Origin of the sequence: Micromonospora sp. DH14, from assembly GCF_029809455.1 — a bacterium.
In the GTDB taxonomy this organism is placed as follows: domain Bacteria; phylum Actinomycetota; class Actinomycetes; order Mycobacteriales; family Micromonosporaceae; genus Micromonospora; species Micromonospora parva.
Genome location: NZ_JARVKT010000035.1, coordinates 21,809 through 44,083, shown reverse-complemented (window position 1 = coordinate 44,083; position 22,275 = coordinate 21,809). Strand labels below are relative to the sequence as shown.

Genomic DNA, 22,275 nt, shown 5'->3' with positions numbered 1-22,275 from the left:
TCAATCGTGGGTAGCGGACTCGCAACGTCCGGTGCCCCGCACCGCCGCACCGCCCCCGTGCCCCCTCACGAAGGCGTCCGCCGTGCTCCTCGCGTACCCGTTCCGCGTCCTCGTCCCCCGTCGTGCGGCACCCGAGGCCGCCACGTCCGTGGCGGTGGCGCTGCTCCTCCTCGCCGCTGCCGCCGGCCTGGTCCCGACCTCGGTGGTGATCGCGCTGGGCGCCGGCGCCGGCGCCACACTCGCCGGGCTGCGACTGTCCCGGCTGGCCAGCCGGCGTGGCACCGACCCGCCGCCGCGCGCGGCGGGCGTGCTGCTCGACGCGGCGGTGGTGGCGGCCGGTCTCACCGCCGTCGTGCTGCCCCTGGCGGACATCGGGCACACCCGCGCCGTGCTGATCGGGTCGCTGGTCGTGGCGGCCCTCTCGGCGAGCGGTCTGTACCGGCTCCCCGGGCGCTCGCGGCCGGCGGCCCCGGTCCGGTTGCGCGGGCTGGTCGAGTCGACCGGCCCGGCCGTCGGTCTGGCCCTCGCCGGCTGGCTGCTGCTGCCGTGGGACGGTCTGCCGGTCCCGGTTCGGCTGGGTTGCGCGTTGACGCTCGGCGGGCTGGGGATGGCCGCGTTGAACGCGTTCGCGGGGCCGTGGCGGCGCTCGGGTGCGGCGATCTGTCGGGGTGGCGTCCTGCTCACCCTCTGCGGGTTGGTGCTGCTGGCCGTGTCGCCGTCCGCAGCGGCCGGGCGGGTGGCCCTGCTGGCCGTACCCCCGTTGGTGTTCGGGATGTTGCTCGTCGCGGTCGGTGCCGCTGATGCGGCGGACGACGCGCAGCCGGCGGAGCCGGTGGCGGCGGCCTGGCCTCGGTCGGTGCTCCCGGCGGCGGTGCTGCTGCTGGCGGCGGGTCTGCACCTGGCCGCCGGCCGCGCACCGGACCGGACCAGTGTGCTGTTGGCCCTGGCGGCGGTGCCGCCCCTGGTGCTGCGCGAGCTGCTGCGCGCCGGTGACGCGGCCACGTCCGTTCGGCGGGCCGCCCACCGCCGGCCGGCCGGTCGGTCGCTGCGGCGCCGCCGTTCGGGCCCGGTCCGCTGGTCGGGCACGCCGCAGCCGTCGCCGGACCACGGCCTCGACGCCCCGGCGGTCGCGGCCCCCGGAACCGGCGCCGACTCGACCTGGTCGCCTGAGCACAGCCCCGCGTGGTCGGGGCTCGACCGCCGGCAGTTCGCGGCCGCGAACAACACCCCCGGCGACCGGGCCGCCCTGCTGGACGCCCTGGCCGCGATCGGCGACGTTCCGGTGCCGGCCGGCGCGCTGCTCCTGGTCGACCTGCACGGCACCGAGGGGATCGGCCCGACGGCGCGGGAGGACGTGCTGGCCGAGGCGGTGCACCGGGCTCGCGCGGTGATCGCCCCCGGCGATCTGGTCACCGGGTGCGCGGGCACCGGCTTCGCGGTGGTCACCGCCGCCGGCCCGGTGCTGGCGTACGCGCTGGGCACCCGACTGTTGAGCGCGCTCGGTCCGCCCTACCGGCTGGCCGGCGCGGTGCTGCGGGTGCAGACGAGTATCGGCCTGGCCGAGGTGAGCGGGGTGGGGCCGGCGGACGTGCTCCGGCAGGCCGAGCTGGCCCGACGACGGGCCGTGCAACTGGGCCGGGACCGGGTGGAGTGGTACGACGCCTTCCTCGAGGAACAACTGGTCCGCCGGCTCGACCTGGAGCGCGAGCTGCCCGGTGCGGTGGCGCGCGGCGAACTGGATCTCGTCTACCAGCCGGTGGTCGACCTGGCCGACGGGCAGCCGGTGGGCGCGGAGGCGCTGCTGCGGTGGCGCAGCCCCGTGCTCGGCACGGTGCTGCCGGCCGAGCTGCTGCCGGTCGCCGAGGACCTTGACCTGGTCGGTGAGCTGGAGTGGTGGGTGCTGGATCGGGCCTGCCGGCGGTTGTCCGACTGGTCGGTGGGCACCCGGGAGCTGTGGATGGCGGTCAACGTGACGACCCGGGAGCTGACCACTCCCGACTTCGTGCAGCGGCTCGCGGCCGTGCTGGCCGCGTACGGGGTGCCGCCGGAGCGGCTGGTGGTGGAGGTCAGCGAGCCGAGGGTGGCCGGTGACCTGTCGACAGTGGTGGCCCGGCTGGCCGGGCTCCGGTCGCTGGGCGTGCGCACCGCGCTGGACGACTTCCGGGCCGAGCACGCCTCCCTGGCGCAGCTTCGCCGACTGCCGATCGACCTGCTCAAGGTGGGCCCGGAGCTCGTGGACGCACGGCCGGACGGGCAACCACCGCTGATCGACGTGGTGGTCAACGTGGGCGAGCGGCTGGGCGTCGAGATCGTCGCGGAGGAGTTGGAGTCGTCGACCCAGGTCGAGGGGGCACGCCGGGGCGGTTGCCGGTACGGGCAGGGGTTCGCGCTGGCCCGCCCGGCCACCGCGGAACGGGTCGAGGCGTACTTCGAGGAGTTCCCGTCAGCATCACGCTGAACCGGTTCATCTGATTCGGGGCGGGGCGGTGCTGCCGCGCGGGGTGAGGTGGGGTGTCTCGTCCTGCACCCGGCCGGCCGGCTGCCCGGCGACGACGGCGAGCAGCTGCCGGGCGGCGTGGGCCCCGTACGCCGGGATGTCCCGGCCCAGCGCGGTCAGCGGCGGGTGCACCAGGCGGCACAACGGTGAGTCGTCCCAGGCCACGATGGACAGGTCGCCGGGCACGGTCAGGCCCATCTCCTGGGCGACGGAGAGCCCGGCGACGGCCATCACGTCGTTGTCGTAGATGACCGCTGTGGGCCGGTGGGCGGAGCTGAGCAGCCGGCGGGTGGCCCGGCCGCCCTCCTCGCCGGTGTAGTCGGACCACACGGTGACCGCGTCGTCCAGGTTGAGCCGCTGGCGGACCGCCGCGAAGGCGTCGGTGCGGATCTCGGTGTGCCGCAGGTCGGGCAGGCCGGCGACCCGGGCGATCCGGCGGTGCCCGAGCGCGACCAGGTACTCCACCGTCTCGGTCAGCGCGGCGGCGTCGTCGGACCAGACACTCGCCAGCTCGCCCGTGCCGCCGGGGCCGCCGATCACCACCGCCGGCAGGTGCAGCTGTTCGAGCGCGGGGATGCGACGGTCGTCGGTGCGCAGGTCGCAGACGAGCACCCCGTCCACCCGTCGTTCGCCCCACCAACGGCGGTAGACCGCGATCTCGGCGTCGTGGTCGGCCACCACCTGGAGGGTCAGCGCGTACGAGCGGGCGGAGAGTTCGGCTTCGACGCCGCTGATCAGCGCCATGAAGAACGGCTCGACGCCGAGTGTCCGGGCCGGTCGGCACAGGGCCAGGCCGATCGCGCCGGCGGTGGCGGCCGAGAGGGCGCGGGCCGCGCTGCTCCGGCTGAACCCGATCTCCGTGGCGATGGCCAGGATGCGCTGCCGGGTGGCCTCGGAGACGCCGGGCTGCCCGTTCAACGCGTACGACACGGCACCCTTGGACACCCCGGCGCGTTGGGCGACGTCGGCAATGGTCGGCCGCTTCACCGGCGTGCTCCTTTGCTGCTGTGAGAGTGCCGCCGCGGGCGTCAACGGCCGTTGACACGTGCGGGGCCGAAACGTACGGTTGCCTAGCTTATCCGGTTCAGTAAACGTCTTTCGATGCGGAAGGTGCGGTGAGGTCTTGCGCCGACAGGCACTCTACGACGGTTGGACAGTGCGAGCGGCCCCCGGAGCACAGGTGCCCGAGGAGGTCGCCGACCGGTCCGTGCCGGCGACCGTGCCGGGCTGCGTGCACACCGACCTGCTCGCCGCCGGGCTGATCGAAGACCCCTACCTCGACGACAACGAGCGGGCGCTGGCCTGGATCGGGCGCACCGACTGGGTCTACCGGTCCACATTCGTCCACCGGGCGGGCGACGACGACCGCGTCGACCTGGTCTGCGCCGGCCTGGACACCGTCGCCACGCTCACCCTCAACGGCGTCGAGGTCGGCCGCACCGCGAACATGCACCGCGGCTACCGGTTCGACGTCCGACCGCTGCTCCGCGACGGTGACAACGACCTGGTCGTCACGTTCGACTCCGCGTACCGCTATGCCGAGGCACACCAGGAACGGCTCGGCGAACGCCCGAACGCCTACCCGGAGCCGTTCCACTTCATCCGCAAGATGGCCTGCAACTTCGGCTGGGACTGGGGGCCCACACTGGTCACCGCCGGCATCTGGCAGGAGATCAGCCTGCACGCCTGGTCGACCGCCCGGCTGGCCACCGTCCGTCCCCTCGTCACCATGGACGGTCGCGACGGCCGGGTCGAGGTGCACGTCGAGGTCGAGCGGGTCGCGGACGTCCCGCTGACCGTCCGCGCCGCAGTGGCCGGCGCGCACGCCGAGGTGGTCGTCCCGGCCGGGCAGCGCACGGCCGTGCTGACCCTCAGCGTCCGCGAGCCCGCGCTGTGGTGGCCCCGGGGGTACGGCGAGCAGGCGCGTCACCCGATCGATGTGACACTGCACGCGCCGGACGGCGACCTGCTGGACAGTTGGTCGCACCGGATCGGCTTCCGCTCGGTCCGCCTGGACACCACACCCGACGAGCACGGCACCCCGTTCTCGTTGTCGGTGAACGACGTTCCGGTCTTCGTGCGCGGGGTCAACTGGATCCCGGACGACGCGTTCCCCACCCGGATCACCCGGGCCCGGCTGGCCGAGCGGTTCGACCAGGCGGTCGCCGCCAACGTCAACCTGCTGCGGGTCTGGGGCGGCGGCCGGTACGAGTCGGCCGACTTCTACGACCTCGCCGACGAGCGCGGCCTCCTCGTCCAGCAGGACTTCCTGTTCGCCTGCGCCGCGTACCCGGAGGAGGAACCGTTCGGCACCGAGGTGGCCGCCGAGGCCGCCGAGCAGGTGACCCGGCTCGCGCCGTACCCGTCGCTGGTGCTCTGGACCGGCAACAACGAGAACATCTGGGGCTGGCACGACTGGGACTGGCAGCAGGACCTCGCCGGGCGCACCTGGGGGCGTGGCTACTACCTCGACGTGCTGCCCCGGATCGTCGGCGAGCTGGACCCGACCCGCCCGTACTGGCCGGGCAGCCCCTGGTCAGGCACCGAGGCGATCCACCCCAACGACCCGGCGCACGGCACCACCCACATCTGGGACGTGTGGAACACCGACGACTACACCAGGTACCGGGAGTACGTGCCGCGCTTCGTCGCCGAGTTCGGCTACCAGGCCCCACCGTCGTACGCCACGCTGCGCCGGGCGCTGAGCGACGAACCCCTGGCGCACGACTCACCGGGCATGGCGCACCACCAGAAGGCGGCCGACGGTGACGCCAAACTCCAGCGGGGCCTCGACGCGCACCTGCCCGCCCCGGCGGACTTCGACGACTGGCACTACCTGACGCAGCTCAACCAGGCCCGAGCCATCCAGCTCGGGGTGGAGCACTTCCGCTCCCACCGGGACGTCTGCGCCGGCACCATCGTCTGGCAGCTCAACGACTGCTGGCCGGTCACCTCCTGGTCGGCCGTCGACGGCGACGGCCGTCGCAAACCCCTGTGGTACGCGCTGCGACACGCGTACGCCGACCGGCTCCTCACCGTGCAGCCCCGGGACGGTGGCCTGGCAGTGGTCGCCGTCAACGAAACCGCCGAGGACTGGACGGCGTCCGCCGCGGTCACCCGGTGCACGCTCACCGGGGAGCCGAGGGCGAAGACCTCGGTCGACCTCGACGTCCCGGCGTACTCCTCGGTGGTGCTGGCGCTGCCGGCGGAGCTGGCGCGGCCGGACGAGGGCCGTCGGGAGTTGCTGGTCGCGGAGGCCGATGGCACCGCGGAGCGCGCGCTGTGGTTCTTCGCCGAGGACCGCGACGTGGACTGGCCGGCGGCGGCCTGGGACGCGACGGTCGAGCCGATCGGCGGCGGGCAGCGGGTCCGGGTCACCGCCCGCACGGTGCTGCGCGACCTGGCCCTCTTCCCGGACCGGCTGGACAGCACCGCCACCGTGGACAAGGCCCTGGTCACCCTGCTGCCGGGCGAGTCGGCCACCTTCACCGTGCGCGCCGGGGCCCCGCTGGACGACCGGGCGCTGACCACCCGACCAGTGCTGCGCTGCGTCAACGACATCCGCCAACGCTGAGCCGACCCCCGCTTAGAGCAGAGGCTCATGGGTCGACCCGATCACTTCCCTGTTCGGGCACGATCATCGCGCAGCGCGGCGATGATCTGGCCGACGGAAGTGGACGGGTTGCCCTCCGGGGACGGGTCAAGCCGATCAGCCCGTCGGCAGGCGTCCTCAATCCGGTCGCGGAAGTTGGCGAAGTCGAGCGCGGTCTTGTCCCAGGCAGGGTTGTGTTCGCGCAACAGGTCGCGGGCCCGCTTGGCATTCTCCAAGAACCTGGTGTGGTTGCTGTAGTGGAGCAGCAGCCACACCTCGAAGCAGGGATTGGACCAGGCCAGCCTGACATCGGTAGCGACAGCTTCGCGGGCCGCCTGCTCCGTGGCGAATTCATCGACGTCGCAGACGGCCCATGCCTCGTCGAAGTCGTCGCGTTGACCGCGTCGTGCTGCACCTCGTACCACGTTGACCGGTGAGCCGCGTTCTGCCACGACGACCACCCGGGGCCGTACCCACGCCTCCTGCTTGAGGCCGTTGAAGTAGGCCCGTTCCGTCGATTCACCGTTCGTGGCAATCAGGATGGTTGTCCGTTGTTCCCGGGTCGACGCGCGTCGTCGCAGGTCGGTCTCCCGGCCACGGCCGGACCGCGAGCCGGCGGCTTGCCGATTACCCTGCCGTGGCGTCATTCGGGCCTCCACGGTTGGCAAGGGCCTGTTCGAACAGGTCGGTGGACAGGTTGGGAACCGCGCCGTAGTTGCCGTTCAAGTAACGGCGCTGACGGTTCTCGCCTTCCTTACGGGGCTTGAAATCGGTCAGCGGGTACAGCGAGGACGCGCCCTCGTCGTCCTTCTCCACGAACCAGATCTCGTCGCGGCGCAGGATTTCCTCCCCGTCGAGGGTGCCGAGTAGGGCGGCGTCGTGACTGGTGAAGATGAGTTGGCTGCCCAGAGGGTTCGCCCGCGGACTACGGAACAGGCTGACGAGCTTCGCGGTGAGCACCGGATGCAGGCTGGCATCGACCTCGTCGATCAGCATCGTGGCACCGGTGCGCAGCATCGTGGCGGCGTGCAGACCCAGGGTCAGTAGTCGCCGTGTGCCGGTCGACTGGTTCTGTAGGTCGAGCAGTGCGAGACCGCGCGGTCCCTGATGCTTGAACAGGATGACCGGTGGGCGCCGGGCTCCCGCCATGGCCTTTTTTACCCGCGCCCTCATGCCCTGTGCCGACGACTCGGCCCAGGCGGAATGGTCGTCGGCTGGATCCGAGAGAACTACGACGTCGACAATCCCGACGTCGGCGGCCTGCAACAGATCCACAGCGAGCCGGCGTACCTCGTCGGCGTCCGATTGGCCGATGCGGATGAGAGCGGACAGCCCAGGGGCGGGGTCAGTGCCTTGGCCCATCAGGTAGAACCACCGGTAGGTGTCGTGCAGCGGTTGGGGGTCTGCCGGGTCCGACTGGGGGCGGCTGTGACCAAAGCGGGCGACCGTGCTGAGGAAAAGTGCTGTCGGAGCGGTGATGCCGGCGATCTGCTCCAGGTCGTTACGTCGGCCCGTCTCCTCGCCCCAGGAAAAGGTGTCGCCGTCCCGCTCGAACACGCGGCGCCTGCGCCCAACCGGATAGTGGTAGAGCCATTCCTCCAGCACCTGGTCGTCATCGATCGTGAAACCGTAGGTGTGCCGGACGCCGCTGAGCAGAAGGTCGACGACATAGCGTGACGGCTGGGTGGCGAGTTCCGGATCCAGCCCGAACGGCTCCCGGTGCAGACCTAGACCAGGCTCGACCGCGCGGTCGGATTCCACGACGGTCTGCCGCATAAACGCAAGCGCGCCGAGGCAGTTTGACTTGCCAGAGGCGTTGGCCCCGAAGATGCCGACGACCTGGACCGCCTGTGGGGCCGGCTCGACGGCCGAGGCCCCGTCCCCGTAAACGGGCGTCAGATTGAGCTGGTGCTCGTCGCGGAACGATCGATGGTTGGTGAAGCGGAAACTCAGCAGCATTAGCCGTATGCCCCTAGTTCGTGGGGTGTTACAAGCGCATCCCTGCGAGTAAACCACGACAAGCGATGCAAAGCCCGTTGCAGACCAGTGCCGCCGCGGCGGGGTGCCCCCATGTGGGTCAGCGATTGAAGACTTCTTCAAGTGATAAAGTCTTCGCATCGATCGGGAGAGGTGCTCATGTCGGTCCCGCTGTACCAGGCGAAGGCGGAACTCTTCCGCACCCTCGGGCACCCGGTGCGCATCCGGGTCCTCGAACTGCTCCAGGACGGCCCGAAGCCGGTCCGTGACCTGCTCGCCGCGATCGAGGTCGAGGCCTCCAACCTCTCCCAGCAGCTCGCCGTGCTGCGCCGCGCCGGGATGGTCACCTCACACCGCGACGGTCCCCTCGTCGTGTACGCGCTCAGCACCCCGGACGTGGCCGACCTGCTGGCCGCCGGGCGCCGGATCCTCGGCGCGGTCCTCACCGACCGGGACGGCCTCCTCGGGGAGCTGCGCGCCGCCGGCGCGGACCGGTGAGCCGCGTCATCCCGGTGGCCCGGGCGCGGCTCCTCGGGCTGCTGCCCGGCCGGGCCGACTGGGCGGCGGTCCACCGCTCGCCGCGCCGGGACCTGCTGGCCGGGCTCACCGTGGCGGTGGTGGCGCTGCCGCTGGCCCTGGCGTTCGGCGTCACCTCCGGGCTGGGCGCCCAGGCCGGGTTGATCACCGCAGTGGTCGCCGGTGCGGTGGCCGCCGTCTTCGGCGGCTCCAACCTCCAGGTCTCCGGGCCGACCGGGGCCATGACAGTGGTGCTGGTGCCGGTGGTGCAGCAGTTCGGAGCCACCGGCGTGCTGATGGTCGGGGCGATGGCCGGCCTCGTGCTGATCGCGCTCGCCGTGGCCCGTCTGGGCCGCTACGTCCGCTACCTGCCCACCCCCGTGCTGGAGGGTTTCACCGCCGGCATCGCCGTGGTCATCGCGCTGCAGCAGGTGCCCGCCGCACTCGGCGTCAGCGACGCGCACGGGGAGAAGGTCTGGGCCGTCGCCTTCGACGCGGTCGCCCGGTTCGTCGTCCACCCGCAGCCGGCCGCGCTCGCGGTGGCCCTCGCCGTCGCGGCGCTGATGCTGCTCGGCGCGCGGTGGCGACCCGGCCTGCCGTTCTCCCTGCTCGGCGTGGGGGCGGCCACCGTCCTCGCCGAGGTCCTCCCGGTCGACCTGGCCCGGATCGGCGCGCTGCCGCAGGGCCTGCCCGCGCCTTCGCTCGGCTTCCTCGACCTCGCCGCGCTCGGTGTGCTGCTGCCCAGCGCCCTCGCCGTCGCCGCGCTCGCCGCCCTGGAGAGCCTGCTCTCCGCCACCGTCGCTGACGGCATGACCGTCGGCGAGCGGCATGACCCGGACCGGGAACTGTTCGGTCAGGGGCTGGCCAACCTCGCCGCCCCCCTCTTCGGCGGCATTCCCGCGACCGCCGCCATCGCCCGGACAGCGGTCAACGTCCGCGCCGGGGCGGCCTCGAAGTTGGCGGCCCTCACCCACGCCGTCGCCCTCGCGGCGATCGTGCTGGCCGCCGCGCCGCTGGTCGGCCGGATCCCGCTCGCCGCCCTGGCCGGGGTGCTGCTCGCCACCACCGTCCGCATGGTGGAGGCCGGCTCGCTGTGGGCGCTGGCCCGGGCCACCAGGGGCGATGCGGTCGTGCTGGTGCTCACCTTCGCCGTCACCGTGATCTGGGATCTCGTCACCGCCGTCGCGGTCGGCGTCGGCGTCGCCGTGGTGCTCGCCCTGCGCGCGGTGGCCCGCAGCGCCCGGCTGGAACAGGTGCCCCTCGATCCGGGGGAACACAGCGCCGAGGAGCACGCGCTGCTCAGCGAACACATCGTCGCGTACCGGCTGGACGGGCCGCTCTTCTTCGCTGCCGCCCACACCTTCCTCCTGGAACTCTCCGAGGTCAGCGACGTCCGTGTCGTCATCCTGCGGATGTCCCGGGTGACCACCATGGACGCCACCGGTGCGCACGTCCTCGGCGACGCGATCCGGCGGCTGCGGGGACGCGGGATCACCGTCCTGCTCTCCGGTATCACCCCCGCCCACGACCAGGTCCTCGCCACCCTCGGAGTCGCTGACGACCTGCGCCGCGAAGGGCTGGTCTTCAACGACACCCCGGCCGCGATCCGGTACGCCCGCGCGGCGGCGCTCCCCGTGGCAGGTAGCCCGGCCGATCGGTCGTAACGGTCGGAGGTGGGTGACCGGGGCGGCCCGCGAGCAGACCGTCGGACCGCGGTCCTTCCGGACGGCGGTCCTTCCGGACGGGCCACGAACTGTCCCGAGAGGACTTTGCTGTCGTCTTCCGGATAGCAGGGATCACGTCGGCCGGTTGGGGCCGGTTCAATGGCGGGCATGCGGGGGATCAGCGGCAGGGCGGCGGCGAAGGCACTCATCCTGGCGGCCGGCCCCGTCGGTGCGGTCGGCTTCTTCGTGAGCGACGGGTGGGCGATCATCGCGATCGTCGCGGACCTCGTTCTGCTCGGCGTCGGCGGTGGCCTCTGGTGGAAGGACCGCTGGACGCGGCTGTGGTCACGCCTGTTCCCGATCGGCTACTACCGCGGGCCCGAGGCCGACGAGGATCCGGACGAGGGCGGCACCGACTTCGCAGAACCGGGGTCGACGATTTACGCGTCACGTCGGGTCCGTCGGCATCAGCTGACGTTGTCGACGACGAGCCGGCTTCGCCGCTCCGTGATGCGGCGTTCCCTCAGCGGCGAAGACTCCGGCCGGGCCGAGGACCTGGCGATGGTGGCGAACAGCCTGACCCAGATCCAGAGCGGGCTCCAGTCGGCACAGCGGAACGCCAGGCGGGAACAGCTGTGGTGGCTGGTCGCCGGGCTGGCGGCGTCCGTCCCGATCGGCGTCGCCATCAACCTCGCCACCGGCTGACCGGCGGAGCCCGACGGATGGGGGCAGCGGGTCCGGATCACGGCCCGCACGGTGCTGCGCTGCGTCAACGACATCGTCTGATGTCCCGCGATGCTGAAGAACGTGATCGCGCTCGATCCAGGATGTAGTGGCCTCCCGCAGTAAGGAAGCCACTACATCCATGTTCGAGCACGATCAACGCCCGGGAAGCACGACCTCCCCCGCGCCCGGAGCGTGGACGGTCAGGCGCGGGCGGCGGCGAGCACCTGGCCGACCAGCGCGCCGGAGGTGCCCGAGCGCTCGTACTCGGGCCGGTTCAGGCTGCCGCCCATCAGCGGGGCCGGGTTGCGGTGCACGGCCGGGCTGTCCGAGCTGACCAGTGCCGCGAAGTGGTACTCGTCAGCGCCGGTCGCCTCGACGATCCGGGCGATGTTGCGCGGGGTGATGCCGCCGCCCGGCATGACGATGATCCGGCCGGCGGCGCGGCGCACCAGGTCGGCGATGAGCGGGGCACCCTCCAGCACGCTGACTTCCTGGCCCGAGGTGAGCACCCGGTGCACGCCCAGCTCGATCAGCTGCTCCAGCGCCGCGTGCGGGTCGCGGGTCATGTCGAACGCCCGGTGGAAGGTGATGCTGACGTCGCCCGCGGCGGCGATCAGCCGGCGGGTGGTCGGCACGTCGACGTCACCCTCGGCGGTCAGCGCACCGATCACGATGCCGTGCGCGCCGGCCGCCACAGCGGCCCGCACGTCCCGCTCCATCGCCTCGATCTCGAACGGCGAGTAGATGAAGTCGCCGGCCCGCGGCCGGACGATCACGTGTACCCGGATCCGGTCCACGGCGCGCAGTGTCGTCTCGATGGTGCCCAGGCTGGGGGTCAGCCCGCCGTCGAAGAGCGCGGAGCACAGCTCCACCCGGTCGGCGCCGGCCTCCTCAGCGGCGACCGCCCCCTCGACGCTGTCGATGCAGATCTCGAATGTGTTCATGATTCTTCCTTTTCCGTGCGTGGCGGTGCCGCTTCGGTCCGAGACGTGGTCCAGTCGATGACGGCCGTGACGGCGCCGACCGGTGCGCCGCCGCCGAGCACCGGCACCTGGCGCAGCGCGTCGGCCCCGCCCACCGGTACGCCAACGGCGTCGAGGGCGGCGAGGGCGATAGCGGTGGTGGCTCGCGGTGATCCGTCGACCACCTTCACCGCGACGGCGTGACCGTCCGGTGCGGCCACCCCGAGCACACCCTCGGCTCCGCCTTTGGCGAGGACGCCGGGCAGCGCCCGCATCAGGTCGGTGTTGGGGTGGCCGTGCCAGCCGCCGACGTACTCCGGGTGTTGGCGCATGGCCTGCGCGACCAGCGCCTCGTCACTGCCGGTGGGTGCGGTGACCAGGGCCTGGAAGGTGCGGGCCAGGCCGGTCAGCGGCAGCCCGAACAGCGGTGCGCCGCAGCCGTCGACAGCGTGGTGCGCGATCGGTGTGCCGGCGAGCCGGGCGACGGCGGCGGCGGTCTCCCGCTGGATCGGGTGGTCCGGGTCGAGGTAGTCGTGGGTGCTCCAGGACCGGGCGACGCAGGCGACGAGCATCGCGGCGTGCTTGCCGGAACAGTTCATCCGGATCCGCTCGCGCTGCCCGCCGGCGCGGATCAGCCGGTCCCGGGTTGGTTCGTCCTCCGGCCAGTCCTGCGGGCAGCCGAGCGCGTCCTCGGTCAGGCCGGCACCGGCCAGCATCGCGCGGACCACCTCGACGTGCCGGTCGTCACCGGTGTGGCTGCCGGCGGCGAGCGCCAGCGCCGGGCCGGTCAGCTCGTCGCCCGCCGCGATCCGGCAGGCCAGCGCCTGCACCGGCTTGAGGGTGGAGCGGGGGAGAACCGGCTCGTCGGGTACGCCGGCGGTGAGGGCGACAGTCCCGTCCGGGGCGAGCACGACGACGCTGCCGTAGTGCCGGCTCTCGACGAAGCCGTTGCGCACGACCCGGGCCAGTTCGGCGTAGCGGAAGATGGTCACCGGGGAGTGTTCCCTTCGAGAAGTGGCGGGGGCAGCTCAGCGGTCCGCCGTCCGCGTCGGCCGCCGAAGCGGCCGTTGCGGGCCTGGAGTACGCGGGCGAACTTCGACAGCGAGGCGTTGACCACCAGGTAGATCAGCGCCACCACCAGGAACGTCTGGATCAGCAGGTGGGTGTACGAGGCGAGCACCTGCCCGCTGTAGAGCAGCTCGGTGTAGCTGACCACGAAGCCGAGCGAGGTGTCCTTGAGCAGCCCGACCAGCTGGCTGACCAGGGACGGGGCGAGCTGGAGCAACGCCTGTGGCAGGACGACGAGCGCCATCACCTGCCCTCGGCGCAGCCCGACGGCGAGGCCGGCCTCGGTCTGTCCCCGGTCCAGTGCCAGGATGCCGGACCGGAAGATCTCGGCGAACGCCGCCGAGTTGGAGACCACCAGCGGGACCACGAGCTTCCAGAACAGCGGGAAGTTCAGGCCGTACTGCGGCAGGGCGAACAGCGTCACGTAGATCAGTAGCAGGGTGGGGACGGTTCGGAAGATCTCCACGTACGCGCCGGCCAGCCAGCGCAGCGGTCGGTGCGTCGACAGCCGGCCGAGCGCCAGGATCAGCCCGAGCGCGGCGCTGAGCACCGCGGTCGCGGCGGCGGCCCGCACGGTGGCCCAGAGACCGTTGAGCAGGTACCGCCAGATCGGCCAGGTGGTGAACGGCTCCCACCGGTCGGCGGCCAGTTCGCCGTGGCTGGCGAACTGGTAGACGGCTGCGGCCAGGGCGCCGGCCAGCCCGATGGCGCCCAGCACGGTGGCGATCCGGATCCGCCGTTGGGCGCGGGGGCCGGGCTCGTCGAAGAGGATCTGTTGGGTCTTGTTCATCGGACGATCGCCAGCCTTCGTTCGAGCAGGCCGGTGACCTGACCGATGATCAGCGCCAGCAGCATGTAGGCGAGGCCGGCACCGGTGAAGACGGCGATCGGTTGGGCCTCGACCAGGTTCACGTTGTTGGCCGCCTGGGTCAGCTCGACCACGCCGACGGCGGCGGCCAGCGAGGTGTTCATCAGCAGCGCGATGCAGATGTTGCCGATCGGCTGGATCACCGCCCGCAGTCCCTGCGGCAGGATCACGTGCCGCAGGGACTGGCCGAAGGTGAGCCCGATGGCACGGGCCGCCTCGGCCTGGCCCACACCGACGGTGTTGACCCCGGCGCGGATCGCCTCGGCCAGGTACGCCCCCTCGTACACCGCGATGACGATCGCGGCGGAGGTGAACAGCGGGAACGTGATGCCGATGGTCGGCAGCGCGAACACGAAGAGCACCAGCAGCGCCAGCAGCGGCAGGTTCTGGAACACCTCGACGTAGGCGGTGCCGATGGCGCGCAGCAGTGGCACGGGGGCGATCCGCAGGGTGGCCACGACGATGCCCAGCAGCATCGCGCCGACGGTGGTCACGACGGTCAGTTCGACCGTCGTGACCAGGCCGTGGCCCAGCTGGCTCAGGTGAGCGGTGAGGGCTTCCATCGGTACGAGAAACTGCTCAGGAGCCGTCGACGGAACCGAGGGCCGGCGGGGTGGGTGCCCCGCCCTCGACCACCGAGCCGAGGGTGCCCTCCCAGACCTTCGCCCACGTGCCGTCGGCCTGGATCTTCTTCAGCCAGTTGTTGACGAACTCCTTGAACTGCGTGTCCTCCCGGTTGAGGCCGATGCCGTACGCCTCGGTGGTGAACGGCTCGCCCACCACCTTCATCCCCGGGTTGGCCTTGGCACCCGACGCGAGCAGCGTGAAGTCCTGCACGTACGCGTCGCCGCGCTTCTGCAGCAGGGCCTGCAACGCCTGCGGGTCGGTGCCGAAGGCGATCTGCTTCGAGCCGGGTGCGGCGGAGGGCAGCGCGGTGACGGCGGGGGTGTTCGCCCCGACGATCACGGTCTTGCCGGCGAGGTCCTTGACGCTCTTGATGGAGGTGTCGTCCTTGCGGACCCCGACGGCGAGGCCGGAGGTGAGGTACGGCCCGGCGAAGGCGACCTGGGTGGCCCGCTGCGGGGTGATCGTGTACGTCTGGAAGACGGCGTCGACCGACTTGGCCTGGAGCATGGCCTCCCGGGTCTGGGTGCCGATGGTCGTCGTCTTCACCTCGGGCTTGCCGATGATGTACTTCGCCAGCAGCTTCGCCATGTCGGCGTCGAAGCCCTCGATGGTGCCGCTGACCGGGTTCTGCTGGGCGAGCAGCGGCGCGTCCAGGGAACCGCCGATGTTCAGGTAGCCGCGCTTGCGGATCGCGTCCATGGTCGAGCCGGCCGGGATGTCCGCGTCGCTGGCGACCGGGGCGGCGTCGTACACCGACTGGGCGACCACTCCGTCGCCACCGAGGCCGGCGTCGCCGGGCAGCTTCGGGGCGCTGCTGTCGCCGTCACCGCCGCAGCCGGTGGCGACGAGGGCCACCGCCACGGCGGTCGCGGTGAGGGCGAGCGAGCGCCGCCGGGTGAAGCTCTTCTTGAGGATTGACATGACACCCTCCCGTTGGGGGCTAGTGCTGGAGGATCTTGGAAAGGAAGTCGCGGGCCCGCTCGGTGCGCGGAGCTGCGAAGAATTCGTCGGGGGCGCCGGATTCGACGATGCGGCCGTCGTCCATGAAGACGACCCGGTCGGCGGCGCGACGGGCGAAGCCCATCTCGTGGGTGACCACGATCATGGTCATCCCCTCCTTGGCGAGGGAGACCATCACGTCGAGCACCTCGTTGACCATCTCCGGGTCCAGGGCCGAGGTCGGCTCGTCGAAGAGCAGCACCTTCGGTTGCATGGCCAGCGCCCGGGCGATCGCGGCCCGCTGCTGCTGCCCACCGGAGAGTTGGGCCGGGTGGTGGTTCGCCTTGTCGGCGATCCCGACGCGTTCCAGCAGGGCCATGGCCTGCTGCCGCGCCTCGGGACGGGCGATCCTGCGGACCCGGGTGGGGCCGAGGGTGACGTTGTCCAGCACCGTCTTGTGCCCGAAGAGGTTGAAGGACTGGAAGACCATGCCGACGTCGGCGCGCAACCGGGCCAGCGCCCGACCCTCGGCCGGCAGCGGTTCACCGTCGATCTCGATGCTGCCCTGCCCGGCCGTCTCCAGCCGGTTGAGGCAGCGGCACAGGGTCGACTTGCCGGAGCCGGACGGCCCCACCACGACGACCACCTCGCCGGCGGCCACCGTGAGGTCGATGTCCTTGAGCACGTGCAGCGGGCCGAACCACTTGTGCAGGCCGCGTACCGACACCATCGGTCGGTCCGCACCCGTCGTCCCCGGTGCCACCAGACGGCCCCACTTTCTTCGATCACCGAATCAAGTCGGCTTCATATCGAACCAACAGCGCCATCTAAAGGTAGCCAGGAAACTAAGTCAACCAGTTGCTTGAACAAACTGTGGATGCTAAGAACCTGACGTGACGATTGACGACGCGCCACGCGAAGCCCTCCGGGGCGGCCCTCGGGAGCTGCTGCGCTGGGTGGCCACCGGAGCGGCAGTCAGTCGTGCCGACCTGTCCCGGCTCTCCGGGCTGTCTCCGTCGACGATCTCCCAGCGGGTCGAGGCCTTGATCAACCAGGGGTTGCTGGAGGAGACCGGCGCCGGGCGGTCCCGAGGTGGGCGCCGGCCGCGCCAGCTCGCCGTGCCCACCGGCGGCGCCGTGGTCGGCGCCATCGACCTCGGCGCGCACCACGCCCGGGTCGGCACCCTGGACCTGTCCGGGCGGGTGGTCCAGGCCCGCACCCTGCCGGTCCGCATCGAGGACGGCCCGGAGCAGGTGCTCGGTTCGCTGCTGGCCGAGGTCGCGGCGTTGGCCGCCACGCCCAGTGACCCGACGTCCGCCGGTCCCGTGTCGTCAGCCTCGACGGCGGACGGCGACCCGGGTGCGCTGCGAGGTCTCGGCATCGGCATTCCCGGCCCGGTGCAGCACGCCACCGGCCGGATCGTCAGCCCGTCCCGGATGCCCGGTTGGAACGGCTTCGACGTCGCCGCGTTCTGCGCCGGCCGGGTCGACGTGCCGATCATCGTGGACAACGACGCCAACCTGATGGCGCTCGGCGCGCACCGCACCGCACACTCCGAACTGGACCACGCCGTCTACATCAAGGCCGGCACCGGGATCGGCTCCGGTGTCATCTCCAGTGGACGGCTGCATCGAGGTGCCCAGGGGTCGGCCGGGGACATCAGCCACTGTCGGGTGGTGGCCGATCCCGCGCCGCTGTGCAGCTGCGGCAACGCCGGTTGCCTGGAGGCCGTGGCCAGCGGCGCGGCCCTGGTCACCGCGCTACGCGAACAGGGCGTGACGGTCTCCGACCTGACCGGTGTGATCCGCCTGATCGACGACGGCGACCGGCACGCCACAGCGCTCGCCCGGCAGGCCGGCCGGGCCATCGGCGAGATCCTGGCCGTCGTGGTCAACTTCTTCAACCCGCAGGTGGTCGCCATCGGCGGCCGACTCGCCGACTGCGAACCGCTGCTGGCCAGCATGCGGGCCACCCTCTACGAGCGTTGCCTGCCGTTGGCCACCCAGACCCTGCTCATCGAGCGGGTTGCCACCAGCCAGGACATCGGCATCACCGGGGCCGCCCACCTGGTGATCGACCACGTCGTGGCGGCCAACTGACCGTCAACCGTCGCGGCTCAGCGCAGCCGCGCATGATCAACACGACTTCATTGATATCGGGGCCTCCGGGGCGACAGGAGGCCCCGATATCCCAGAACTCGTGTTGATCGAGCAGCTCGGCGGAGCCGCGGCGCTGTCGTGTGATGATCTGGGCATGGGCAGCCCATCCGATGCGGGATCCGCCGTTCGAAGTGTCAGCCAGCTAAGCGAGAAACTCCGGCATTTCGCCCAGGAACGCGAGTGGCAACAGTTCCACACTCCGAAGAACCTGGCCATGGCGCTCTCCGGCGAGGTGGGCGAGCTGCTGGCTGAGCTGCAGTGGCTGACACCGGAGCAGGCGGCCCAGGTGATGGCGGACCCGCAGGCGGGCGCACGAGTACGCGCGGAGATCGGCGACGTCATGATTTATCTGGTCCGGCTCGCCGACGTCCTCGATATCGACCTGGTCGATGCTGCCACGGAGAAGCTGGCCGACTCGGCCCGGCGTTACCCGGTGGAGACCGCGAGAGGGTCAGCGGCGAAGGCGCCACGGGCGTAGCCGCCCACTGATCACCTCGATACAGTCGTGGCCGTAAGGCGGTCCGACGGGCTTCCGATGCAGGGACATGCCCCCATCCGCACGATCATTTCGTGCTGCCCGGGGGCACCTCTCAATGTCGGCGTACCGTACGTCAGCTGCTGGTCTGTTGCGTCTCGCTAACGATGGCACCCTTGTCGGAGTGCTGACCGAACGGCTTCGCTATGGCGGTCACGGGGTCAGCCCCGCCGAGAAACGATCGTGGGCGCGCAGCCTCCCGGTACTCGCGCAGGATCTCGCCGACGCGGGTCTGGCCGATGTCGAGGTGCTCGTCGAGTACCAGCTTCCGTTGACCAGCCGTCGGGTGGATGCCGTTCTGGCCGGTGTGGACCCGCGAACCGGCGATGACTCCTATCTCGTCGTCGAGCTCAAGCAGTGGTCCTTTGCCGCCGCTTACGAGGACTCCGACACTCTCGTCGCCGTTGAGCAGGCTTCTGGGCCACGGTTGCACCCCGGCGTCCAGGTGCAGGACTACTGCCATTATCTCAACGACTTCCTGGGTGTGCTGGGCCGCGATCAGAAGCTGCTGCGCGGGGCTGCCTATCTGCACAACGCGGTGGATCGCGACGTCACCGACCTGTTCGACCGACCGGCCACGGAACAGAGCCGGATCTTCACCGGGCAGCGTCGTGGGCAGTGGCTCGACCACCTCCGGAGCCGGTTCGCGCCCGCTTCGGGAGCTGGCCCGGCGGACCGGTTCCTGACCAGCACCGTACGGCCCAGCCGGCACCTGCTCGCGTACGCCGCCGCCGAGCTGAAGGAACGGTCGCACTTCACCCTGCTCGACGAGCAGCATGTGGCGTACGAGTTGGTCATGCACGCCATCGAGCGGGCCCGGACGGCGAACCACAAGCGGGCGGTGGTGGTTGCCGGCGGGCCGGGTAGCGGCAAGAGCGTCATCGCCCTCGCGGTGCTCGGTGAGCTGGCCCGGCGGGACCGGCCGGTGCTGCACGCGACCGGCTCCCGGTCGTTCACCCTGACGCTGCGTCGCTACGCCGGCCGTGGATCGACCCGGGTACAGAGCCTGTTCAAGTACTTCAACAGCTTCATGAACGCCGAGCCGAACGACATCGAGGTACTGATCTGCGACGAGGCGCACCGGGTGCGGGAGACATCGGTCAACCGCTACACCCCGAAGGCACGCCGGGACGTGGCACGCCCGCAGTTGGAGGAACTCATCTCCGTCGCCCGAGTGCCGGTCTTCCTGCTGGACGAGCACCAGGTCGTGAAGCCTGGTGAGATGGGCAACGTCGAGGTCATCTCCGCCCATGCGAGGAAGCTCGGTGTGGAGGTTGACGTGGTCTCCCTGCACGACCAGTTCCGCTGTGGTGGCAGCGAGGCGTACGAGGAATGGGCTCTTGATCTGCTCGGCCTCGACGGAGGCGAGCCGACCGTCTGGGCTGGCGACGGCCGGTTCGACGTGCGAATCGCCGAGTCGCCCGAGGAGATGGAGGCGCACCTCGCCGACCGTCAGGCGGTGGCCGGCACGGCCAGGATGTCGGCCGGCTACTGCTGGCCTTGGAGCGACCCCAGGCCGGACGGCACGTTGGTGCCTGACGTGACGATCGGCGGCTGGGCGCGGCCGTGGAACGTGAAGAGCGAGCGCAGCGTCGGCTCGGCGCCGGGCAGCGCGTTCTGGGCCACCGACCCGAATGGGTTCGGTCAGGTCGGCTGTGTCTACACCGCTCAGGGCTTCGAGTACGACTGGTCGGGCGTCATCATCGGACCGGACCTGGTGGCCCGCGACGGTCAGCTGGTGACCCGCCGCGACGAGTCGAAGGACCCGGCTTTCCGCAGTCGCAAGTCGCTCAGCGACGAAGAGGCGGACCGGCTGATCCGCAACACCTACAAGGTGTTGCTGACCCGGGGCATGCGCGGCACGGTGCTCTTTGCGACCGACCCGGAGACGCAGGAGTACCTGCGGAATCTGGTGCGCGTCCGGCGGCAACCCGAGGTCGTGTTCGACGGCGAAGCCGGGTAGCGGCAACCACACAGTGTCGATACTGTGACGGCCAGTTCAGCGGATCGACGGGCTTCCTTCGACGGACACGCCCCCACCGCACGAGATCTTCGTGCCTCGGGGGCCTGTCAGTGCTGGCGTTTCGCACCACACCTAACGAGATGCTTCTCCTGAATCGGGAAGGGCGCCTTGACAGGGAGATAGCGAATTTTCTGCGCGCCGCTGGCTATAACGTCCGGCCCGCCGAGAAGCGATCATGGCGCGAGAGCCTGGGGGAGCTTGCCCGGCATCTCACCGAGGTGGGGCTCGGTGAGATCGATGCGCTCGTCGAGTACCAGATGCCGCGCAGTAGCCGGCGAATCGACGTGATACTTGCCGGAACCCACCCGGTCACCGGCCAGGATGCCTACCTGGTGGTGGAGTTGAAGCAGTGGAGTTCCGCGGTCAGTCTCGCCCCCGAGGCAGGTCTGGTCGACGTACCCGGGATGGTTGGCCCACAACTTCATCCTCGCCTGCAGGTGGAGGGGTACTGCGATTACCTCGCGGATCATCTGGCGGCTCTCTGGGATTGGCCGGACGCACTGCACGGCATGGTTTACCTGCACAACGCTGCCAGGGAGAAGGTCTCCGACCTCGTCGCCGGAGACTGGACGTATAAGAAACTCATCTACACCAGGGAGCGCAGGGAGAAGTTCGATGGTTACCTGAGGGGCCGATTCGCTCCGCGAGGCGGCAGGCGAGCAGGGGACCGTCTCCTGAGCAGTACGGTGCGGCCGAGTCGCCAGTTGCTTGCGCACGTTGCCGCAGAACTCGGCCGCCGGCGCATTTTCGTGCTAATCGATGAGCAACGCAGGGCCTATGAGCTGGTGGCGCAGGCGGTTACGGAGTCCAGACGGGGCAGGAAGAAGCGTGCCGTCATCATTACGGGCGGCCCGGGGAGCGGCAAGAGCGCCGTCGCGCTGTCGTTGCTGGCTGATCTCGCGGGCGAGGGCAGACTGGTGGCCCACGCAACCGGTTCCAAGGCGTTCACCCTCAGCTTGCAGCGCTATGCCCGCAGAGACCCGCGGGACCCGCGACAGCGGACTCGCCCGCTGTTCAGCTTCTTCCGCGACTTCATGGATGACGAACGGGACAATCTCGATGTCCTGGTGTGTGATGAGGCGCACCGCATTCGGAAGCACTCTGACAAGGGCGGCCGCTCCGGCGACATCCCGCAGGTGGACGAACTGCTGTCGGCGGCGAAGGTGCCGGTCTTCCTGCTCGACGACCACCAGGTCGTGCGCCCAGGCGAGGTCGGCGGGGCGGACATGATCGAGAGGGCCGCTCGGCGACAGGGATATGAAGTCGACCTCGTCCACCTCGACGCCCAGTTCCGGTGTGGCGGAAGCGCGAAGTACGACGAGTGGTTGTTGCACCTGCTGGGCATGGCCGATGCCGGCCCGTACCCGTGGCCGGGAGACGATCGGTTCGAGGTCGGCCTGGTTTCGTCGCCCGAGGAGATGGAGGCCATTCTTCGGGCGCGGGAGCAGGCGGGTGAGACCTGCCGGATATCTGCTGGCTTCTGCTGGCCCTGGACGAGGCGTCAGAACAAGGACGGCAGTCTTCCCCTCGATGTGCGGATAGGTTCGTGGGCCAAGCCCTGGAACGCGGCACCGGAAAGGCCAGTCGGGGGAGTCCCGGCCAGTTCCTACTGGGCCACGGATCCTGCCGGGTTCGATCAGATCGGTTGCATCTACACCGCTCAGGGCTTCGAATATGATTGGTCTGGCGTGCTCATCGGTCCGGATCTCGTCGCTCGGGGCGGACGGCTCGCAAGCGATTCCCGGAAGTCACGCGATCGGGCTCTGACCCACCCCGAGCGGCCGATGAGCCGCGAAGAGGCGGACCAACTCATCCGAAACACCTATCGAGTTCTGCTCACGCGAGGGCTTCGTGGCGTGCTGATCTATGCCACGGACGACGCGACGCGGCAATACCTGGCCGACTTCGTTCCGTCGGCGATGGCTGGGTTCAGGCCCGAAAGCGCAGGCGTCCACCGCGCTGTCCAGCCGATTCGAGCGCAGCAGCGGGCACCCGTCGCAGGTGTGCCTGTTCACGAGGATGTGTCGAGGCGCGGTGTTGGAACGGGTGGTAGCTGAGCCGACCTGGTGTCGGATTCCAGACTCTGCCCGGTGTCTGAACCGTGCTGCCATAGGCCGAGGAC

The 22,275-nt window shown here is 70.7% G+C and carries 18 protein-coding genes; 9 read left to right on the top strand and 9 right to left on the bottom strand.

Annotated features, from left to right (window positions below):
• The first annotated feature begins 82 nt into the window (after nt 1-82).
• A complete protein-coding gene (locus tag QCZ28_RS29590) occupies nt 83-2,458 on the top strand; it encodes a GGDEF domain-containing phosphodiesterase (RefSeq protein ID WP_279519692.1) in 2,376 nt (791 codons plus the stop codon).
• A gap of 6 nt (nt 2,459-2,464) precedes the next feature.
• On the opposite strand, the gene QCZ28_RS29585 is transcribed toward QCZ28_RS29590, so the two are convergent.
• Entirely contained in the window at nt 2,465-3,484 is a 1,020-nt protein-coding gene (locus QCZ28_RS29585) for a LacI family DNA-binding transcriptional regulator (RefSeq protein WP_279519691.1), read from the bottom strand.
• 169 nt (nt 3,485-3,653) lie between these two features.
• Here QCZ28_RS29585 and QCZ28_RS29580 point away from each other — a divergent pair, with 169 nt between their 5' ends.
• Nucleotides 3,654-6,071, top strand: a complete 2,418-nt coding sequence (locus QCZ28_RS29580) for a glycoside hydrolase family 2 protein (protein ID WP_279519690.1) — start codon at nt 3,654-3,656, stop codon at nt 6,069-6,071.
• 41 nt (nt 6,072-6,112) lie between these two features.
• Here QCZ28_RS29580 and QCZ28_RS29575 read toward each other — a convergent pair whose 3' ends face one another.
• Together QCZ28_RS29575 and QCZ28_RS29570 are read right to left on the bottom strand one after the other, a co-directional pair.
• On the bottom strand, nt 6,113-6,736 hold the full coding sequence (locus QCZ28_RS29575; RefSeq protein ID WP_279519689.1) for an RloB family protein: 624 nt from the start codon (nt 6,734-6,736) through the stop codon (nt 6,113-6,115).
• Nucleotides 6,717-8,048 carry an ATP-binding protein gene (locus tag QCZ28_RS29570; RefSeq protein ID WP_279519688.1) on the bottom strand — a complete coding sequence of 444 codons (1,332 nt, stop codon included), beginning with the start codon at nt 8,046-8,048 and terminating at the stop codon, nt 6,717-6,719. The genes QCZ28_RS29575 and QCZ28_RS29570 overlap by 20 nt, the downstream gene beginning before the upstream one ends.
• Before the next feature lie 177 nt (nt 8,049-8,225).
• Here QCZ28_RS29570 and QCZ28_RS29565 point away from each other — a divergent pair, with 177 nt between their 5' ends.
• From QCZ28_RS29565 to QCZ28_RS29555, 3 genes are all read left to right on the top strand, one after another.
• Nucleotides 8,226-8,564: a metalloregulator ArsR/SmtB family transcription factor gene (locus tag QCZ28_RS29565; protein WP_279519687.1), complete on the top strand. Its 339-nt coding sequence runs from the start codon at nt 8,226-8,228 to the stop codon at nt 8,562-8,564.
• On the top strand, nt 8,561-10,246 hold the full coding sequence (locus tag QCZ28_RS29560; protein ID WP_279519686.1) for a SulP family inorganic anion transporter: 1,686 nt from the start codon (nt 8,561-8,563) through the stop codon (nt 10,244-10,246). Before QCZ28_RS29565 ends, QCZ28_RS29560 begins: the two co-directional genes overlap by 4 nt.
• 168 nt (nt 10,247-10,414) lie before the next feature.
• The gene (locus QCZ28_RS29555; protein ID WP_279519685.1) at nt 10,415-10,951 is read left to right on the top strand and encodes a hypothetical protein; all 537 of its coding nucleotides are present in this window, start codon (nt 10,415-10,417) and stop codon (nt 10,949-10,951) included.
• Nucleotides 10,952-11,172: 221 nt separating this feature from the next.
• Here QCZ28_RS29555 and QCZ28_RS29550 read toward each other — a convergent pair whose 3' ends face one another.
• From QCZ28_RS29550 to QCZ28_RS29525, 6 genes are read right to left on the bottom strand one after another with little or no spacing between them, the layout of a single operon-like run.
• The gene (locus QCZ28_RS29550; protein WP_279519684.1) at nt 11,173-11,916 is read right to left on the bottom strand and encodes a copper homeostasis protein CutC; all 744 of its coding nucleotides are present in this window, start codon (nt 11,914-11,916) and stop codon (nt 11,173-11,175) included.
• Nucleotides 11,913-12,926 (bottom strand): asparaginase, encoded by a 1,014-nt coding sequence (locus QCZ28_RS29545; protein WP_279519683.1) that lies wholly within the window; start codon nt 12,924-12,926, stop codon nt 11,913-11,915. Before QCZ28_RS29545 ends, QCZ28_RS29550 begins: the two co-directional genes overlap by 4 nt.
• Entirely contained in the window at nt 12,923-13,792 is an 870-nt protein-coding gene (locus tag QCZ28_RS29540; protein WP_279519682.1) for an amino acid ABC transporter permease, read from the bottom strand. Before QCZ28_RS29540 ends, QCZ28_RS29545 begins: the two co-directional genes overlap by 4 nt.
• On the bottom strand, nt 13,789-14,433 hold the full coding sequence (locus QCZ28_RS29535) for an amino acid ABC transporter permease (protein WP_279519681.1): 645 nt from the start codon (nt 14,431-14,433) through the stop codon (nt 13,789-13,791). The genes QCZ28_RS29540 and QCZ28_RS29535 overlap by 4 nt, the downstream gene beginning before the upstream one ends.
• 16 nt (nt 14,434-14,449) lie before the next feature.
• Complete coding sequence (locus QCZ28_RS29530) at nt 14,450-15,418, bottom strand: glutamate ABC transporter substrate-binding protein (protein ID WP_030337218.1); 969 nt, start codon at nt 15,416-15,418, stop codon at nt 14,450-14,452.
• 19 nt (nt 15,419-15,437) lie between these two features.
• Nucleotides 15,438-16,166 carry an amino acid ABC transporter ATP-binding protein gene (locus QCZ28_RS29525; protein ID WP_030337219.1) on the bottom strand — a complete coding sequence of 243 codons (729 nt, stop codon included), beginning with the start codon at nt 16,164-16,166 and terminating at the stop codon, nt 15,438-15,440.
• A 163-nt stretch (nt 16,167-16,329) separates the two neighbouring features.
• Here QCZ28_RS29525 and QCZ28_RS29520 point away from each other — a divergent pair, with 163 nt between their 5' ends.
• The 4 genes from QCZ28_RS29520 to QCZ28_RS29505 all read left to right on the top strand — a co-directional run bounded on the left by QCZ28_RS29520 (nt 16,330) and on the right by QCZ28_RS29505 (nt 22,210).
• The gene (locus tag QCZ28_RS29520) at nt 16,330-17,535 is read left to right on the top strand and encodes an ROK family transcriptional regulator (RefSeq protein ID WP_279519680.1); all 1,206 of its coding nucleotides are present in this window, start codon (nt 16,330-16,332) and stop codon (nt 17,533-17,535) included.
• A 100-nt stretch (nt 17,536-17,635) separates the two neighbouring features.
• Nucleotides 17,636-18,073, top strand: a complete 438-nt coding sequence (locus QCZ28_RS29515) for a nucleotide pyrophosphohydrolase (RefSeq protein ID WP_347815138.1) — start codon at nt 17,636-17,638, stop codon at nt 18,071-18,073.
• A gap of 181 nt (nt 18,074-18,254) precedes the next feature.
• Nucleotides 18,255-20,093 (top strand): DUF2075 domain-containing protein, encoded by a 1,839-nt coding sequence (locus tag QCZ28_RS29510; RefSeq protein ID WP_279519679.1) that lies wholly within the window; start codon nt 18,255-18,257, stop codon nt 20,091-20,093.
• Nucleotides 20,094-20,233: 140 nt separating this feature from the next.
• Nucleotides 20,234-22,210, top strand: a complete 1,977-nt coding sequence (locus QCZ28_RS29505; RefSeq protein WP_279519678.1) for a DUF2075 domain-containing protein — start codon at nt 20,234-20,236, stop codon at nt 22,208-22,210.
• Nucleotides 22,211-22,275 lie beyond the last annotated feature (65 nt).